The organism is Pseudoalteromonas sp. P1-8 (genome assembly GCF_001399985.1).
GTDB lineage: Bacteria > Pseudomonadota > Gammaproteobacteria > Enterobacterales > Alteromonadaceae > Pseudoalteromonas.
Genome location: NZ_LJSO01000001.1, coordinates 610,747 through 629,807 on the forward strand (window position 1 = coordinate 610,747; position 19,061 = coordinate 629,807).

Sequence of the window (19,061 nt, forward strand, 5' to 3'; positions counted from 1 at the left end):
AATCCTTACTACTGATTCTTTAAATCTTCGAGTTCTTCCCAGCGCTCAAAAGCGACTTCAAGCTCAGACTCTAACTCGGCTAAATGGTTCAATGCTTCTGTTGTAATTGCAGCATCTTGCTTAAAAAAGTCAGGGTCATTAACCACAACTTGCTGAGCGTCTAACGCTTTTTCAAGTTGTTCCACTTTACTGGGTAATTCTTCTAATTCAAGTTTTAATTTGTAAGAGAGTTTATTACTTTTCTTTGGTGTTTTATCTTGGCTAACAACGGCCGGCTTTTCTTGCTTAATTTGTTGCTGTTGTTGTTTTTCTTGCTCAGCTAAATGAGCTGCATACGCTTCATAGTCGCTATAGCCTCCGACAATATCGGTGATCTTGCCGTTACCTTCAAATGCCCATACAGAATTACAGGTATTATCAATAAATTCACGGTCATGGCTTACAATCAGTACAGTGCCCTGATATTGGTTAATGATCTCTTCTAAAAGCTCTAAAGTTTCAATATCGAGGTCATTGGTTGGCTCATCGAGAACAATAATGTTAGATGGCTTTAAAAATAACTTTGCTAATAATAAGCGGTTTTTCTCACCACCTGAAAGCGCTTTTACTGGCGTACGCGCTCTTGCCGGTGGAAATAAGAAGTCTTGTAAGTAACCTAGTACATGACGTGAGCGCCCGCCCATCATCACTTCTTGCTTACCTTCAGCTACGTTATCTTGTACTGTGGCTTCTTCATCAAGCTTTTGACGATACTGGTCAAAATAAGCAAACTCTAAGTTAACACCTTGCTTAACACTGCCGCTATCAGGTGTTAAGTCACCAAATAAAATTTTAAGCAGTGTTGTTTTACCAATACCATTTGGCCCAACAAGGCCAACACGATCGCCACGCATAACAAGGGTTGAAAAGTCTTTTGCGATGACTTTATCTTTAAATGCATGACAGATGTTTTTCGCTTCGAATACTAATTTACCCGAACGATCCGCTGTTTCAATATTGAAATCAGTTTTACCGACTTGATCAACACGCTGCTTACGCTCTTTACGTAACTCTTTTAAAGCACGTACACGGCCTTCATTACGCGTTCTACGTGCTTTAATACCTTGGCGGATCCACGCTTCTTCTTCTGCTAAGCGCTTATCAAATAATGCGTTTTGTGTTTCTTCTACTTTTAGATCATGCGCTTTTTGTTCAAGATATGTCGCATAATCGCCAGGGTATGAAACCAGCTTACCACGGTCTAAATCAAGAATACGGGTTGCAACTGCTCGAATGAATGCACGGTCGTGAGAAATAAAAACGATGCCGCCTTTAAACTCTTTTAAAAATTGCTCAAGCCAAATAACACTACTCATATCTAAGTGGTTGGTAGGCTCATCAAGTAGCAGTAAATCAGGTTCACTAACCAAGGCTCGTGCAAGAGCAACTTTACGTAGCCAACCACCCGATAATGATTCAAGCTTGGCCTCTGGGTCTAGCTCTAAGCGAGATAAAACGAGCTGAATACGGGTATCAAAACGCCAGCCATCAACGGTTTCTAATTGATTAGATAAACGCTCTAATTTGTTAAGCAATTTATCGTTATAGTCTGTTTGCATTTGATTACTAACTTGGTGATATTCTATCAGTAAGTTAGCAATGTCAGGCATGCCCTGCGCGACATAATCAAATACTGAGCCTGCCGCCCCTTTTGGTGGATCTTGCTCTAAACGTGAAATGCGAATACCGCCTAATTGGTTGATTTCACCATCATCCAATGTCACTTGGCCATCAAGCACTTTTAATAGTGTTGATTTACCTGCACCGTTTCGACCAACGATACAAACGCGCTCACCTGACTCAATAACGGCATCGGCATCATCTAGTAGCGGATGCGTACCATAAGCGAGTTGAGCTTTGGCTATTCTGATTAAATCCATCGTGATTACTACTCTTATTCTTTATTATCAGCAATAAATTGCGCTAATTGCTCAGCATCAAAAGGCCAAAATAATTTCTTGCCTTGATGAGATTCCACAACCGGAATACTGGTTTGGTAAAGTTCAATCAGCTGTTCACTGTCCATAATATCTTTTGCTACAAACGAAGCGTTTGTAGCAATTAATAATTCATCGGCCATTTCACACAGATGACAGCCATCAGTGTGGTACAGGGTAAAGTTAGCCATGGGTAATAAGCCAGCTATTATGAATTTGCTTATTACGTTTAAAATCTGGTGATAAAGTCTTGTCAGAAATGTTTTCTGCTTTTAAACCCAGACCCATTAGCCCTACTTCATCTATGCTAAAGCCACGCTTATTATTTGAGAATATAAGCGTACCGTTAGGGCTTAAAATTTTCTTAACCCAGGTAAGTAGTTTGATATGGTCGCGCTGTACATCAAACGCATCTTTCATACGTTTTGAGTTTGAGAACGTCGGTGGATCTAAGAAAATTAAATCATATTGGCCTTGTGCATACTCAAGCCAGTTCAAGCAGTCTGCTTGCTCAAAACGATAACGGGTATTACTGATATCATTCAGAGCAAAGTTTTCTTGCGCCCACTTTAAGTAGGTTTTTGACATATCAACCGTGGTAATGGCTTTAGCACCACCCACAGCAGCATGCACAGATGCGCTGCCTGTATAAGCAAACAAGTTTAAGAAACGTTTGCCTTGTGCGTTTTGTTGGATATAACGACGAGCTAATCGGTGATCTAAGAACAAACCAGTATCTAAATAATCAAATAAGTTTACTTTGAATTTAGCGCCAAACTCTTCCACTACTTGAGTACGATTTTGTTTTGCTACCTTGGTATATTGCTCTTCACCTTTTTGCTTTTTACGCACTTTAACTGCAATATTTTCTGGTGCTATATTTAACTGCTCAGCGGTCAAGCTGATCACATCTTGCAAACGTTTTTGAGCCGTATTGTCATCGATTTCTTTCGGTGCAGCATATTCAAAAATAACCGCTGAATCATCGTATACATCTACAGCTACGTTATATTCTGGAATATCCGCATCATAAACACGGTAGCAGCTTACTTCATTTTGCTTTAACCAGTTCTTTAAATTTTGCTTATTTTTCTTTAAACGGTTTGCAAAGGCTGTTGAACCTTCAAAATTAAGAGCCGGCTTATCTTCTTTGCTAAGTTCTACTTGTTTATCGTCAAGTTGGTAAAGATTTAATACAACATCTAACGGGCCATTTTTAAACTTATAGCGTTTTAACTTAACTAACTTTAATAACTTAAATAAGCTTTCGTCAGTGCCAAGTAAAGCAAGTTTCCAATGATTAAAGTGCTTTTTGAAGCCAACACCTAAGCTACGGTGTAAGTTAACCAGCTCAGCCATTGAGCCTAAACGTTCACCATAAGGTAAGTTTGAAATCACCACACCAGGTAGTTTCGCAACTGGGGTTAACTTAGTGGCATCGCTTTGTTTAAACTTAATCACATTACCAAGGTCAGCACGCTCTGCGTTTTCTTGAGCTTTCGAAATCACACTGGCGTCAATATCATGGCCAATAAGCCAAAGTTTAGGATCTGTAATTTGTGCAGTTAGTTCTGCTTTTAATTCTTTGTATTTTTGAATTCGGAAACTAGGCAGGCGCTCAAAGGCAAAACCTTCACGGAATAAGCCCGGCGCTTCATTGCGTGCCATGCTTGCAGCTTCAATTAAAATGGTACCAGAGCCACAACATGGATCGAATAAAGGTTGCTGTACGTTTTCAAGCCAACCACTTCGTTTCACAAGGGCTGCAGCTAAATGCTCTTTAATCGGCGCTTTGCCTTGATCTTGACGATAACCACGCTCAGATAAACGCGGGCCAGAATAATCGATATAAAGCGCAACACCTTGACGGTTCAACCTTGCTACAACACGTACATTGGCATTGTATTTATCAACATCAGGACGTTGCTCGAATAAATCCGCGAAGTAATCAACAATCGCATCTTTTACAACTAGACCTGAAAATTGCGTATTTTTTAAATCGTTATTAGTACCAGTAAAATCAACAGCAAAGGTTTGTTTAGGACCAAACCACTCCTGCCAAGGCTGTAAGCGTGCAAATTGATAAAGGCTGTCTTTGTCTTTTACGCCTTCTTTTTCTTCTATCAGCATCATGATACGAGTCGCAAAACGGCTCGATAAACAAATCTTTTGTGCTAATAAGCTATCTGCTTCAAAACGTACAGAGCCCACGGTTTGTTTTGAGACTTCTGCACCGAGTGCTGTAAGCTCATCAACAAGTAAATTTTCTATTCCGATAGAAGTAAGTGCGATAAATTGCAAAGTAAAAACCCTTAAATGCTAATTGCGCAGGATTATAGCATAGCTTGGCGAACAAAAACGCCAACATTTGCAGGGATAGTAGGGCGGGTTGACTTTTTTTGATTAATTTTGCAGCAGTGTGTTTGGTATTTTGGCAAGGCAGAGCCTATGTAGTGTGATTGTTTCCCATAAATATGCGATAACGCAGCATAAATGCCAAACACGCGCTGCCCTTCGGGTTCTTCCTAGGGGCGATTAACTCTTTGTTGCTCGGTTTTTACTTAGCCCACTAGGTTACAAATCTCGCGCCGCGATTAAATCGCCCCTAGAGTGAACAAATTTTTTCAATCTACAAAGGTCAACACGCCCTATTTGCTTTTTAATTTAAGCGGTTTAAAGGTCATTATGGAAAAGTTTATTAATCACATTCAACTTGGTTACTTAGGTTTACTACCGTTTTTAGGCTGCGTAGGTTGGCCACTTATTGCAGGAAGTAATGCCGTCAACTTAGACTTTTTCACTTTTTATAGCATCGCTATTTTAGCCTTTATGGCTGGCAATTTATGGCATGCAGGACAGCAAACGCATGCTGATGCTATAAAAGCAATTGTTCCTATCTTACCGATTGGCTTTTTAAGCTTTTTACCAGCAACTTGGACACTGGCTTGGCTCGCAGCAAGTTTTTGGTTAGTGCTGTTATTTGAAAAAAGCTCACCGCAGTGGCAAACCTATCACGTTGATTATCAAAAAATGCGTTTTGTTTTAACGTCAGTGGTGTTTGTATGCCACATATTTGTAATTGGCATGAATATCTACCCTGAGTAGCCCTTTTCTTGCGTTTGCGGTAACATCCGCGGCTCAGTTTTTTAAGGACTTGCTATGATAGATCAACTGCGCGCTAAACTAGACCACCTTGGCGAAAATTACGTAGAAAAAAACGCTCACTTTAAAATAAAAGTGATCCCGTTTTTTTGTGCGATTCACATTAAAAAAGATCATAAAAACCAAGGCAATTTAAAGCTATATTCTAATCAGTTGATTGAAATATTTTTAGCTACCATGTTCTTGTTATTCGGCTTAATGCTTTTTGACACAGACGCGGGTTTTACCCATGGTCCTATTCATATCGTTATTGCCGTATTGATTAGTTTTAACTTAATCTTTAAGCAAATAGCCATTGAAGGGCTTAAAACTCGCTTAGCCCTTTGCCCTGAAATCGCGCAAGAAACAACGCCAGCACAAGGCAAATAGCAACATGTTTTTAGACCCTAGTTGGCGCATATTAACGGTTGGCGATGGTGATTTATCATTTTCACACTCTGTTGCTCGTTATATAAAACCTGCCAAGCTTGTTGCTTCAACTTATGATGATGCAAACACCATAGAACAAAAATATGCCGACAATGCACTTAGCGTCTTGCAACAACTTAACATTGAAACACTCACCGAGTTTGATGTCACAAAGCCAGACTCGTGGCAGCGCTTAGATGGCGCCTATTTCGATGTGGTTATTTTTCAATTTCCACTTATACCAGCGTTTAAAGGTGAAGCTGCATTTAAAGCACATACCCAACAAGGTGGTATGAATGTTTTAAACCGTGCTTTGTTGCATCGCTACCTAGACTACGCAAGCCAGTTCGCATTAGATAAAAACGGCCCGATGCTCTGCTACATCACCTCTAAAGATGTAAAACCATACCGCGAATGGAATATTGAAGGCAGCTTAAATCAAGGGCTGACTTGCCAATATCTAGGGCAAATGCCATTCGATATTAATTTATTCCCAGGCTATAAAATTCGCAATGTTGATCGCGATAAACACGTTAAAGACACCAGTGGCATTACCTATGTATTTAGCGAAAAAACTGACAATAGCATTACTGAAAAGCTGACTTTACCCGCTTATTTAGGTGATAAACACTGTGCATTATGCCGAGTAGGCCCTTATATGGCACAAGAAGATGAAGACAAACATTTGTTAAGCAAAAAACATAAACAAATGGAAAAGTTTGAACAGGATTGGCAAGCATGGCTTGCACAAAACAACGAGGAGTAACCATGAACTTTGTGATTGTAGGTACCAATTTTATAAGCGATACACTACTGAGTGCAGCTAAACAAATTGAACAATTCTCCTTATATGGTGTGTGCTCTCGAGAGCAGCAAACAGGCGAGGCTTTCCTTGCAAAGCACGATGCTCAAAAGGCTAAGGTGTTTACCAATATTGAGCAAGTATGCGAAGACCCATTAGTCGATGCCGTCTACATTGCTGCGCCAAATAGCTTACACAAAGACTATGCTGTAATGTGTTTAAAAGCCGGTAAACATGTTTTAGGTGAAAAGCCTTCGGCTGCTAATAGTAAAGAACTAGAGGCCATCATTCAGGCGGCCAAAACACATCAACGCTTATACATGGAAGCGATGATGACCACCCATTTACCAAACTTCGCACGCTTAAAAAATGCAATTGCAAAGATTGGCACACCCCGCAAATATATTGGTCAATATAGTCAGTACTCATCACGTTACGATAAATATAAAAATGGCGAGCGACCAAATACTTTCTTGCCAGAATTTGCTAACGGTGCATTAGTCGATTTAGGTATCTATCCGCTGTATATTTTGCTCGGATTATGGGGCGCGCCTCAGAGTGTAAAAGCCAGCGGCGTGTTACTTGAGACCGGCGTTGATGGCGCTGGCGATGTATTATTAAATTACGCAGATAAGCAAGCGGTGATCAGCTATTCGAAAATCTCGCAAGGCGATAATTTTACTGAGATCCAAGGTGAAAAAGGCCGTATTCGTATCGAAGCAGTCTCTTTATTAAAGCGTATGCAATATATCGGTAACGATGGCACGGTTGAAGAACTCTCTGAGCCATTTGATGAACACTTTATGCGCCATGAAGTAAACCACTTTATTCAAGCAGCGAATGCCGGACAAATTGAGTCATCAGTTAATACTCATACACTGTCAAAACAAGTTATGGCAGTGCTCGATGAGGCGCGAAGCCAACTTGGCGTTGTGTACCCCGCCGACCAATAAATGCATTATTCAAGGGCAGTTGACACTGCCCTTGTTTTTTTTAGCCCCCTTCATACAAGCTTAAATGACGACCTCTAATTAACTTACTTGTAATTTTTATTGAAATTAGATTTTTGTACTATGGTTAATAATATTTACTTTCAATGAGAAGGGTAATATTTTGACTATTCGCTTTTTACTCAGATCCGTTTTTGCAGCAACTATTACCCTTGCAGCAGGTCTACTCCTCATTATTCTATTTTTGCAATCAGGCCAAGATGAAAGTATGGAGTCGGCTCAACAGCGCTATGAGCTAAGTCACCTTGCTAAGTTTTCATCTTCAAATTCGATTCACCTTACAGAACTTGCTCGTCAACATGTTGTAACCTTAGAAAACCGCTATAAAGAAGAATACCAAGAGCTTGTTAACCAAATTCAAGGTAAAGCAGCTTGGCTAAATGGCGAAAAGAAAAGCTATGTGCAGCGTTTAAAGGCCTTTAATGTGGCTGCTGATGATTTAGCTCTCTTGCAAAAATCCAACGACTTATCACTCAAACTAGTTGAAACAGAAGAAAGAGCGTTTAGCTTAGTCAATGATTTACTTGGCCGTGATACAAATAACTTAACCACAAGCGAGCACAAAAGATGGGTACAAGCTATTACGCTTTTAACCAACGATGCTTACATGGCCGAAGTTGAGAAAATTCAGCAACCCGTAAAAGCATTTTTAAGTTCAATCGAGGAAAAAAGTGCTGCGGATGTTAAAAGCAATCATGATCATGTTGTCACTCTAAGTTTAATTAGCACAGCTTTAGTCCTGACAATTATTGCTACCTTGATAGTGTGTTACTGGCAATTAGAGAAAAAAGTGATTAAAGCAACTCATGCCTTAATTGATGAAGCAAAGCGTATCTCTGAAGGTGATTTATCTTGTTATATTGATCACAAAGCTGATGACGAAATAGGCCAGCTTGCGAGCAGCTTTAATATTATGGTTGATAAGCTATCTCAGCTACTTAAAGAAATACATGATCAATCAGAGCAAGCGCAAGTGGCAGCAAAAAGCCTAGATGAAATTTCACAGCAAGCTAAAACGCTAAATGATATTCAAAGCCAAGCGATTGAGGTGATTTCAAGCTCAGTCTATGAAAACTCAACGGCCGTTAAAGAAGTCTCTCAAAACTGTGCAGAAGCGGCAAGCAGTGCCACCGCAGCTAATCAGAAAACCCAAGAAGGTCTACAGGTTGTACAACAAGGAGTTAGCTCTGTTGAGTCAGTGGCCGATACACTCACCAAATCACTAACAGACCTTAACCAATTAGAAGCATCAGTAAATGAAGTCACGGTTATTTTAAGTGTTATCAGTAATATAGCCGAACAAACTAATTTATTGGCACTCAATGCCGCAATCGAAGCTGCAAGAGCAGGTGAACAAGGCCGAGGTTTTGCCGTTGTAGCTGATGAGGTAAGAACTTTAGCTAGTCGCACACAAAGCTCTACTCTTGAGATCCAAGATAAAATTGACTCATTGCAATCTGCAACCAATGCTGTAACGCAGAGGATACGCTCTAGCGATAATCAAATTAAAGAAGCGGTGATAAACTCAGAAAAAGTGGGCCTTATGCTCGATGAAATTAGCGTACAAGCAAAAGCCATTTCTGATGCCAATATGACCATAGCTTCTGCATCTGAGCAGCAATCTCAAGTGACCGAAGAAATCGCCCAGCGCTTAAACGAAGTACAAGATACCAGTCGAAAGTCGCAGCAACAAACGCAAAGCATTTCGGACTCATCGAGTAAGCTGGCTAACTTGGCGAATAACTTAAACGGGCAAATTAATCGCTTTAAATTAAGCTAGTCGCTGATCCAGCTCAGCGACTAGCGATTAGTTTAAAATCGATAAGTAACAGATGCACCGATAGTTTGCGGGTTAACCACTGCCACATAGCCTTGTGGGTAACGACCACTGACAGGTTCTTGTGAGGTATATGCTTCTTCATCTAAGGCGTTGTTGATGAAGGCACTTATCAACCATTGTTCAGTATCATAAGTTATCGATAAACGCGTAATAGTGTAATCACCCGCAACACGCTCTTCTGTGTTTGTTAAGTCACCATAAAATTCATCAACATAATTGGCACTTAAATTCACTTTTAAACTATCGGTAAACCAATGCGACAGACCTAAACTTGCCGTTAACTCCGGTGCAGAGTTTAAATCATTGCCTACGGCATCAGGAAAGGCTGATGATTCATCAATTTTAGTTTTCAATAAACCGAAACCGCCATGTAACTGCCACTGATCGCCCAGCATGCTGTAGGCTTCTACTTCTAAACCATAGCTATGAGCATCTTCAATATTAGTGATTTTACGCTCAGAGCTTAGCGCTTGATAACCGTTGAAGTTATTGTAAAACACATTAGCACTAATATTCATGTCGCCATTATTTAAAACGCTGCGCGAACCTACTTCATAGGTATTAACGGTTTCTTCGTCGTAATAGTAATAATCTTCAGCGGTAAAATCGAGTGCGCCACCACCCGCGTTGTAGCCACGACGTGCACTGGCAAATAAAGTCGTTTCGTCACTAATATCATATTGAATCGCAAGCTTTGGTAAACGTAGTGTGTGTGAATTATCAAGTTGCTCAACGAGCATATCACCACGAAATGCCATATTGAAATTACGTAATTGTTCTTCACGCTCAATACGCAGACCCGCTGTTAATGTTAATTCGCGGCTTAGGTTAAAGCTTGTTTCACCATAAACAGCGGTCGATTTACTGCTATCGTCGCCGTAATAGTTGGTTGCTCCCACACTTTCAAAGTCTTGGTCACGATCAAAGTAAGCAAGACCAACAAAGCCTGAGTAAAAATCATTGCTTAAACCAAAGTTAAGTTTGGAATCTACAGTGATATTACTCTCATCCATTGATACGTCAGATTCTGCGCTTTCAAGTGGCTCGTATGCCTCAAAGCCCCATTTGTAATCCATGTAAGCAACTAAAACATCTAACGAGAAATCATCGTTAATTTTGTAATCAACATTCACTTGCGTGGTATCAGATTCAGTATCCATAATACGTTGATAAAGCGGCTCATAATCAAATGGCTCATCCGCTAAAAAGTATTTGCGACCCGAATTACCTTCTTCACTGTAAGTTGAATAAGTTAGCTGTACAGCAAGATCTTCATTTGGTGTGTAAAGTAATTTAGCGCGTGTGCTGCTGGTATTTAACTTGTTTAATTCACGAACAGTTGGATTCGTTTCGTATACCGGTGGATTCGAAAACGTTTCGCCATCAACATACTGAGTTGATAACCGAAATGCTAATACATCTTCAACTAACGCCCCTGATACCACTGCGGCAGTATCTAGGTAGCTATCTTGGTTCCGATAACCGACGCGCACTGCCCCTTCAAATTCTTGAGTAGGTGCTTTGGTTGTCATGTAGACAGCACCCGCAATACTGTTACGACCATTACTGGTTGATTGCGGCCCTCGGTAAATTTCAATTTGTTCTACATCCCACAGACCCGTATCACCGGTTAAATCGGCTACAAACGGTTGGCTAACACCATCAATCAAGGTTGAAACACGAGCCTTTGAGCCACCACTAAATGAGTTAAAACCCGTTGCACCACCATTACCTGATACGCCTCGCATATCTGGCACCGAGCCCGTTAACACAACGACGTTCGCCATTTCTGACAGTGCTTCAGATATCGAAGCAAGTTGGCCGTTTTCTAGTAAAGACTTATCAACAACCGCCACTGACGACATGGTCTCTTTAAGTGATTTCTCTGTTTTTTCACCTGTAACAACAATGGTATCCATGGATTTTCGACTGTTTTGGTCGTCGTCAGCCCATGCTGAGCCTTGCGTAACAAGTAATGATGCAAGCATAACTTTGGTGAGTGAATTAAGTTTAAATGCAGTAGCCAATGTCCTTTCCCCGTAAGAGATTATTAGAATTAAACAAATTGAGTTTGATAGAAAAGCGCTAGGAAATTAACACAAGCTTAATGATATTGCAATTGAGTTTAGTTATCATTTACAATGAGATTTAACATCAACTACAACTATAATCTTATGCTCATTTTTACCGTTACCCTGCTTGTCGTTTTCGCTGTCAGTATTTTCTACTGCACCAGAAAGCAGCAGCGATTCTTAAAAAAACCAATTAAAAAACAATGGCGATTACTTTCAATTACGTTAACCGTTTGCGCACTAATACTTGCCCTTCAACAGTTTTCAACCACGGCAACCGTGTTCTTCATCATCTTTAGCATCATGCTAATGTTGATGCTGATCCCTTTTACTAGCCTGCTGCAAAGAAAAGGATAATTCATGACAAGCTCATCTAAACGCCAGCCGACTTGGTTAGGAAAAACCCTAGCAGGTGTATTTTTAGGGCTGGCACTCTCATTTATTTTCGTTGCTTTTTTTGCTTGGTATGGCCCAGGAGGCATTGATGCTCGCGATAAAGTGCAATTTAACATGTGGATGATCACGCCTGTTTGGCTAACCATTTTTAGTTTTAGTTATTTATTCAACTCAGCAAAACAAGCGTGGCTTGTCCTTGGCAGCTTAACTGTGCTGCTTTATGGCGTGTTTTTTATGCTAAGGAGTGCATCATGAAAGTAAGATCGGATATTCTTCGCACCTATCAAGGTGTACACACATGGACAGGCATCATTGCAGGTTTAGTGCTGTTTATTGGTTTTTATGCGGGCAGTTTGACCATGTTCAAGCATGAAATCCAGCAATGGGCAGCACCTATTCAAGCTCCTAAAATCACCAGCTCTAATTATGACTACCAAACGCTGGTAGATACTGCGATTAATGAGCGAGGCGAGCAACTTGCCAAAGGCTTTAACCTTGATTTACATACCCAAGATGCACCTCTTTCGTGGTATATCAAAGGCAATGCCCGAGGCATGGAGCTTGATAAACAACTTAACTTCGCACACCTAAATGCTGATGGCACATTAAACGTCAGCGCACAAACCGAAAACGAACTTGCCGATTTAATTGATTATTTACACCGTACAGCAGGCTTTATAGGCGAAATTGGCCATGACCAATCTGGTGTTTATATTCTTGGCATTGCCTGTGTTTTGTACTTTTTAGCTTTGGTCTCTGGGGTAATTATTTTACTGCCGACATTAGTTAAAACCTTTTTTGCACTGCGTAAGGAAAAAGGGCCTAGTCGATTCTGGCTCGATAGCCATAACCTTATCGGTATCGCCAGTTTACCATTTCACTTAGTCATTGCATTTACTGTGGTAGTGTTTGCGTTTCATGATTTTATTTATGGTGGTTTAGCGCAATTTTATGATGGTAAGCCATTGTTTCAGCGCCCTACACCTGCCGCGCAAAGTTTTCATATTGAGAACTTACCACGTATTGATGAGCAATTACTCGCAGCGAAAAGCTATGCCCCCGGCTATGAGCCAATCCACATTCGCTATAGTAATTTAAATTCAGCATCACCTTCTGCGGTGTTTATGATGAGTAACAATAATGCGGTAGTACGTGGCCCGGATACCGATTACTTATTTATGAACCCATACACGCTAGAAGTGGTTAACTCAAGCTACCCGCAAGGCGAAGATGCGGTGTGGGGTAACATGGTTGCCAGTATTTTCTCACTCCATTTTGGCACCTATGGTGGAGATTGGGGTCGTTGGGGCTACTTTATTATGGGGTTACTAGGCGCCTTCTTATTCTATTCAGGTAACTTATTATGGATAGATAAACGCTTTAAAAAAGACCCCAATAAACGCAGTACCTTGTTTATGGCTAGGCTCACTATTGGTGTTTGTTTAGGGTCTATGATAGCTGTCGCTTTCACACTCGTTGCTGCAAAATGGCTACCTACTCTTGTGAGCAACACAAACTACGCAACCCTATACAGTTATTACGCAGCTTTTTTTGTTTTTGTGATATATAGCTTCTTAAACCCTGTACAAAAGGCAACCACTGCTGGTTTTTACATACTAGCGAGCCTGTGTGCGTTAATGGTGTTATCTACACTTTTAAAACTTGCCTCAAGTGACGTTAACACTCTCTTTTACTCAAGTTATATGGTCGACATTGTCGCTGCTGTATTTGCTGCTATTTTCTTTAAAATGGGCAAACGCCAGCAACAAAAACAGACCACGCAAAACATCATGCCAGCCTTTGAACAAGCAAGTCGAGCTTAAGCATTCTGAGTATGGGTATCAAAGCAATTTGATACCCATAATTTTGCTTTATCGAAAATCTGTGTCCGTTTAACGAAAAACATTTCTTCTCCAATAAAACATCAGTAGAATCGCCGCAAACTTGAGCTATTAACTTTCATAAGGACAGTGATGCAGCGCACCATTCCACCGTTTTTTATTGCTGTTATTTGCGTGCTCCTCGCAATGGTTACCATTCAATCTGGAGCCTCTGTTGCAAAGCAATTATTCCCTTTAATTGGCCCTGAAGGCACCACAGCACTGCGCTTAGGCTTTTCAGCAGCTATTTTGTGCCTTGTGTTTAAACCTTGGCGCGCATTTCCGCCTATTGGGCAACGTATGCCGATCATCGTTTATGGCTTGAGTTTAGGAGGCATGAATATTCTGTTTTATTACGCGATTGAACGTATTCCTTTAGGGATAGGTGTAGCACTAGAGTTTACTGGCCCCCTTGCGGTTGCTCTTCTTTCGTCACGTAAAAAACGCGACCTGTTTTGGGTAGCCTGCGCCATTGCTGGCATAATTTTATTGCTCCCAGATATAAAAGGCGAAGACAGCCTTGACCCTGTAGGTGTTATTTTAGCCCTTGCGGCGGGAGCGTGTTGGGCGTTTTATATATTGTTTGGCAAAAAGACTGGAAACCAAGGCTCAGGCGGAATGACCGTTGCCATGGGTATGAGCGTCGCCGCGATTGTACTTGTGCCTTATGGTGCTGCTTCTCAAGGCGCTGCACTATTGAGTTGGGAAGTATTACCGCTCGGTATTTTAGTGGCAGTCATGTCAAGTGCACTGCCCTATACCTTAGAAATGGTGGCACTACGTAATATGCCAGCGCAAGGCTTTAGCATTATGATGAGTTTAGAGCCAGCGATTGCAGCATTAGCTGGCTTTATAATCCTAGGTGAGTTTTTAAGCGTGTGGCAATGGTTAGCTATTTTACTAGTGATAACCGCGTCCGTTGGTAGCTCGATGTCGAGTAATAATAAATAAAATTATCTAGGCGCCTCAGGGCGCCTTTTTCATACCCAATTAGTAAACTCGCCTTTTCATACAGACAAAACTCTTTGAAACAATTTGTTACATTTATTTGTATTAACATATCACTTTTGCGATGAATGGTGATGATAACTATTATCACTTGTGATAACTTACCCGCCGATTGTTTCCTTATTAAAAACAATAACCCTATAAAAATTTGCTAATAACACGCGGAGATAAAAATGAAATTCACTCAGTTGCCTATTGCAACCGCTATTCTTTGTGCACTTTACCCTCAAATCAGTTTTGCAGAGCAAACGACTGACGTAGAGGCTAATCTCGAAAAAATCGAAATTGTGGGTATTCGACAAAACCGTATTAGTGAAGGAGCGACAGGTTTAGCGCTAGAAATTGATGAAACTCCGCAATCAATCAGTGTGATTTCTGCTGAGCAACTAAAGAATTATTCCGCTTTTAACATTAATGATGCTTTACGCTTAGCACCTGGTATCAATGTTGAAGAATGGGAAACTAACCGTACCAACTACACATCACGTGGTTTTGAAATTAAGAATACACAAATCGATGGCGTTGGCTTACCGAATGACTGGGGTATCGTTACCGGCGCAATGGAAGCATACGGCTACGAAAAAATTGAAGTTATTCGTGGTGCCAATGGCTTACTCACTGGTGTAGGTAATGCATCGGGTACGCTTAACTATGTGCGCAAACGCCCTAAAAACGAAAACGGCGGCGAGATCGGCGTCTCTGTTGGTTCATGGGATTTTAAACGTTTACAAGCTGACTATTCTCTTTTACTAACCGAATCAGGTAGTTGGGCTGCTCGTTTTGTGGCTGCTGCAGAAGATAAAGAGTCATACCTAGATGGCCTTGAGAACAACCGCGAGTTTTTCTCTGCAGTGGTAGATGGTCAGCTTACAGATAACTCAACGGTTACTATTGGTTATTCATATCAAGATGCAGATACCGATGGCAATACTTGGGGCGGCCTTGTTTATAACTACACAGATGGTACGCAAGCTAAATGGGATGTCAGCGACACAACCACCCAAGAGTGGACAATGTGGGACACCATTAACACCTCTGCATTTGTTGAATACAACTATGTTTTTGCAAACGCGTGGCAACTTCAAGCGAGCTACAACTTCCGCGGTTTTGAAGAGCAAGATAAACTTTTTTATGCATATGGCACTATTGATAAAGATACTAACCTTGGCCTAAATGGTTCTCCTGGTCGTTATGATAGTGAAATTGATGCTGATTTATTTGAAATCAAAGCATTTGGTGCCTTTGAATTGTTTGGTAAAGAGCACCAAGCAAGCTTTGGGGTAAGCCATGCAAAAAGTGATGATGTGATGTATCAACACCCGTTTGATTTTGCAAATACACCGGCTTATGGACCAACGCCTGCGTTCCCGTACGATTTAGATGCGATCCCAGAACCTGAATGGTTAACGCCGGTTCTGTATTCAGATATTGAACAAAAGCTAACCCGTTACTTTGGCTCTGCTCAGTTAAATATTACGGATAAATTATTTACTGTGGTTGGTTTTAACGCTATTGAATTTGAACGCTCAGGTATGAATGCCGGTGCATCTATCGATAATGATGAGAGCGAAACTAGCCCATATATCGGTTTTACCTATAAGTTAAATGATGATTTAAACTTATATGCTAGTTACTCAGATATTTATCAGCCACAAGAGCAAGCTGATTACAACGGCCAATACTTAGCACCTACCAAAGGCACTAACTTTGAAACCGGTGTTAAGGCTTCTTGGTTTGATGATGCCCTAATGACAACATTTGCTTATTTTACTGCTGAGCAAGATAACTTTGCGCAATACGCAGGCCTGACAGAAGATGGCATTTATTACTATGAAGGCGTGTCTATTGAATCAGAAGGCTATGAATTTGAAGTCACAGGTAAAATCACCGACGCTATGAATATCGTCGCATCTTGTACGCATATTGATGTAACAGATGAAAATGGTGATGACACCAATAAATGGGCACCTCGCGATGTTGTTGGTGTAACAGTAGACTATGCATTAACAGATGCAGTGGTTGTTGGTTTAAATGGCCGTTGGCAATCTAAAATCGAAAGCACTGATTACAATGTTAAGCAAGGTAGTTACGCGCTGCTAAACGCCTTCGCGCGTTGGAATATTAATGACCAAGTTGCAGTACAGGCAAACGTTAATAATATTACTGATGAGCAATACATCAATAGCTTACAAACTGTGGGTTATTATGGCGCGCCAACAAACGGTAGCCTAACTCTGACTTATAAGTTCTAAACGCTGTTTAGAAAAAAGTGTCGCCCGAATGGGCGACACACATCTATTAATTAGGGCAATTACCTAATTCATAATACCCAGCACTAGTTTGCGCTAAGGTACTGGTATAAAAAGTGTTATAAAGACCTAGGTTATCACCTGAACCCACCGCATAGGCGTAAGAACCATTCGTGGTTGCGCGATTTGCTTGCACATGTGCATAGTTGCTTGAAGTAGTTTCGCTGCATTGGTAATCACTATTCGGTGTTGAGTCACACGCATCACCCACACCATCTGCATCACTATCCAGTTGATCACTATTGGCCACCAGCGGGCAGTTATCTAGGCTATCACTAACACCATCGCTGTCAGAGTCACTCGTTTCACCATCAGGAGTGCTGTCACACACATTACCAATCCCGTCATTATCGTTATCAGCTTGATCAGCATTCGCTACATTCGGGCAATTATCTGCGCCGTCGAGCACACCGTCGTTGTCTGCGTCATTGGTCGGTTCAGTGGTGGTTTTGCATGCTTGTAATGGCCCTGCACAACTTGAATCATCATCAGCAATCCACTGACATTGATTTGTGCCCGCTGAATACTCGCGCATAGTAAATGCGGCGGTACCAAACGCTAAATAACAGGCAGAGTAACCTTCGCCCCAGCTAATATGGCCTTCGTTGATATGAAGATTGTAATCGCCTGTCACGCCTGCATCGATGACAAAACTAATGCTATCTGTTGATGTAAGCGCAGTATCATCTGTTGCGGTGATCACTGCGCTATTATTGCCGCCAGCTAGATTGCATTGCTCAGCAAAATACTCAAGCCCATTCACTGTAGCTGTCACATCACCATTGCTAAAACTGACCACGACAGTACTTAAGTTTTGATTATTATCAATCACCGTTCCCGTCACTGTAGCGCACTGCCCGTTTACACTAGCCGCAGTATCACTCAGTAGTGGTGCTGTAGCTGCAGGCTCTGGTCCAACGCGTACCGTAAGATTAGCTTCATCACCTTGTTTCGCTTCATTATCTGTGGCACTGACACGCACTTCATAAAGTCCATCGCTGAGTGCACTTGTCACCCCGCTAAAGGTATTATTCGCATCGACTTGCACGTTCAGTGACTCAATTAAGCTTGCCGCGCCACTGACTAGGCTATACACGTTAATATCAACATTGGTTACACTGCCTTCTGGGTCGACTGCACTGCCTGTAATGGTGAGCTGATTATTACTGTCTGTGGCAGTTAAATTAGTAATTTCAGGGCCTGCATTACGATCAACTCGTTTATTATTAGCCGCAAAGTACCCACCGAGATAGGTTGCAAAATTAATACTGTTTGCCGCCACATAATCGCCAGACGCACCTTGCCCGCCCGACCACGAATGATCCAAATTATTAAACCACAGCATAGCAACCCGATTCTCTTGCCAAAGTGACTGCTCAGCGTTACGCGTTGCATCATCACTTATTGTCGTTGTGCCTGAAAGTTGATTAACCCCATAAAGGGCAGCAAAGCCATCTGCGTTTTGCTGGTTGTAACAGGTATTCACTGTGGTATCGGCAGTACCATGACCAATTGCCGCTATTTGTGTGGCAAAATGATCTTTATAACTGCCAGCATAGCTTTCACAGCGGGATACAAAGGTGTTTTCAGACACTGTTTCACAGGTCGAAATTGCCCCACTTGAACTTGTGCCGATGGTTGGCCCAGCGCTTGGTGCAACCCCAGCAAATACATCAGGCGCTACACAAGCCGTTTGTGCAGCCATTGCGGCTCCAGATGATAAGCCTGCAATATACACTTGTTTAGGGTCAATATTACGCGTTGCATCAGCGCTCAATGTATTGGCTAAATTAACCAGATTTTTATAATCGCCAGAGCTGCGATTGATTGCTCCTTGCCAATATGACCAGCAGCTATAGCCTGCTTTATTCATAGCATCAGGAACGGCTATTACCATGCCATGGGCTTCGGCTGCATCTTCGAGATTCGCAGTTAAGTAGTTATTAATGGGTTGCACGCAGCCATGCAGTACAAGCATCAAAGAATGGCCATTGCCTATGCTTGATTGCGTATCAGGAGTGTAAATATGAACATTATTAAAACCGCCAATGCTGACATTTTGCTGCCAACTCCCTGCAAAACTTGGCTGTGAGAAAATAGCAGCACAGAGCACTGCGAGCGGAGTAAACGACGCTGATTTTCGTTTACATAATTGTGTTACTTTTTGCATATATCGCCTTTATAGTCGTTATCATTGT

14 protein-coding genes are annotated in these 19,061 nt (G+C 41.4%); 9 read left to right on the top strand and 5 right to left on the bottom strand.

The features are described 5' to 3' along the window. Nucleotides 1–8 precede the first annotated feature (8 nt). The 3 genes from AN213_RS02770 to rlmKL are packed head-to-tail and all read right to left on the bottom strand — an operon-like array spanning nt 9 to nt 4,277. Nucleotides 9–1,919, bottom strand: a complete 1,911-nt coding sequence (locus tag AN213_RS02770) for an ABC transporter ATP-binding protein (protein ID WP_055197265.1) — start codon at nt 1,917–1,919, stop codon at nt 9–11. 14 nt (nt 1,920–1,933) lie between these two features. After that, nucleotides 1,934–2,167, bottom strand: coding sequence for a glutaredoxin family protein (locus tag AN213_RS02775; protein WP_054561582.1), 234 nt, complete (start codon nt 2,165–2,167; stop codon nt 1,934–1,936). Then, nucleotides 2,160–4,277 (bottom strand): bifunctional 23S rRNA (guanine(2069)-N(7))-methyltransferase RlmK/23S rRNA (guanine(2445)-N(2))-methyltransferase RlmL, encoded by a 2,118-nt coding sequence (gene rlmKL, locus AN213_RS02780; RefSeq protein ID WP_055197267.1) that lies wholly within the window; start codon nt 4,275–4,277, stop codon nt 2,160–2,162. Before rlmKL ends, AN213_RS02775 begins: the two co-directional genes overlap by 8 nt. Before the next feature lie 384 nt (nt 4,278–4,661). Here rlmKL and AN213_RS02785 point away from each other — a divergent pair, with 384 nt between their 5' ends. The 5 genes from AN213_RS02785 to AN213_RS02805 all read left to right on the top strand — a co-directional run bounded on the left by AN213_RS02785 (nt 4,662) and on the right by AN213_RS02805 (nt 9,138). Beyond that, complete coding sequence (locus AN213_RS02785; RefSeq protein WP_055197269.1) at nt 4,662–5,081, top strand: DUF3429 domain-containing protein; 420 nt, start codon at nt 4,662–4,664, stop codon at nt 5,079–5,081. A gap of 54 nt (nt 5,082–5,135) precedes the next feature. Further along, complete coding sequence (locus AN213_RS02790) at nt 5,136–5,507, top strand: hypothetical protein (protein WP_054562486.1); 372 nt, start codon at nt 5,136–5,138, stop codon at nt 5,505–5,507. Nucleotides 5,508–5,511: 4 nt separating this feature from the next. Beyond that, entirely contained in the window at nt 5,512–6,312 is an 801-nt protein-coding gene (locus AN213_RS02795; protein ID WP_054562487.1) for a class I SAM-dependent methyltransferase, read from the top strand. Between the two features lie 2 nt (nt 6,313–6,314). Then, a complete protein-coding gene (locus tag AN213_RS02800; RefSeq protein WP_054562488.1) occupies nt 6,315–7,301 on the top strand; it encodes a Gfo/Idh/MocA family protein in 987 nt (328 codons plus the stop codon). Between the two features lie 160 nt (nt 7,302–7,461). Continuing rightward, the gene (locus AN213_RS02805) at nt 7,462–9,138 is read left to right on the top strand and encodes a methyl-accepting chemotaxis protein (RefSeq protein ID WP_054562489.1); all 1,677 of its coding nucleotides are present in this window, start codon (nt 7,462–7,464) and stop codon (nt 9,136–9,138) included. Nucleotides 9,139–9,170: 32 nt separating this feature from the next. Here AN213_RS02805 and AN213_RS02810 read toward each other — a convergent pair whose 3' ends face one another. Continuing rightward, the gene (locus tag AN213_RS02810; protein WP_055197455.1) at nt 9,171–11,186 is read right to left on the bottom strand and encodes a TonB-dependent receptor; all 2,016 of its coding nucleotides are present in this window, start codon (nt 11,184–11,186) and stop codon (nt 9,171–9,173) included. Nucleotides 11,187–11,630: 444 nt separating this feature from the next. Here AN213_RS02810 and AN213_RS02815 point away from each other — a divergent pair, with 444 nt between their 5' ends. From AN213_RS02815 to AN213_RS02830, 4 genes are all read left to right on the top strand, one after another. Further along, entirely contained in the window at nt 11,631–11,921 is a 291-nt protein-coding gene (locus AN213_RS02815; RefSeq protein ID WP_054562490.1) for a hypothetical protein, read from the top strand. Then, complete coding sequence (locus AN213_RS02820) at nt 11,918–13,489, top strand: PepSY domain-containing protein (protein ID WP_054562491.1); 1,572 nt, start codon at nt 11,918–11,920, stop codon at nt 13,487–13,489. Before AN213_RS02815 ends, AN213_RS02820 begins: the two co-directional genes overlap by 4 nt. A 150-nt stretch (nt 13,490–13,639) precedes the next feature. Next, nucleotides 13,640–14,497, top strand: coding sequence for a DMT family transporter (locus AN213_RS02825; protein WP_055197271.1), 858 nt, complete (start codon nt 13,640–13,642; stop codon nt 14,495–14,497). Nucleotides 14,498–14,727: 230 nt separating this feature from the next. Beyond that, nucleotides 14,728–16,806 (top strand): TonB-dependent siderophore receptor, encoded by a 2,079-nt coding sequence (locus AN213_RS02830; protein ID WP_055197273.1) that lies wholly within the window; start codon nt 14,728–14,730, stop codon nt 16,804–16,806. 46 nt (nt 16,807–16,852) lie between these two features. Here the strand turns inward: AN213_RS02830 and AN213_RS02835 are convergent, their stop codons facing one another. Next, the gene (locus AN213_RS02835) at nt 16,853–19,033 is read right to left on the bottom strand and encodes a PHB depolymerase family esterase (RefSeq protein WP_055197275.1); all 2,181 of its coding nucleotides are present in this window, start codon (nt 19,031–19,033) and stop codon (nt 16,853–16,855) included. Between the last annotated feature and the right edge of the window lie 28 nt (nt 19,034–19,061).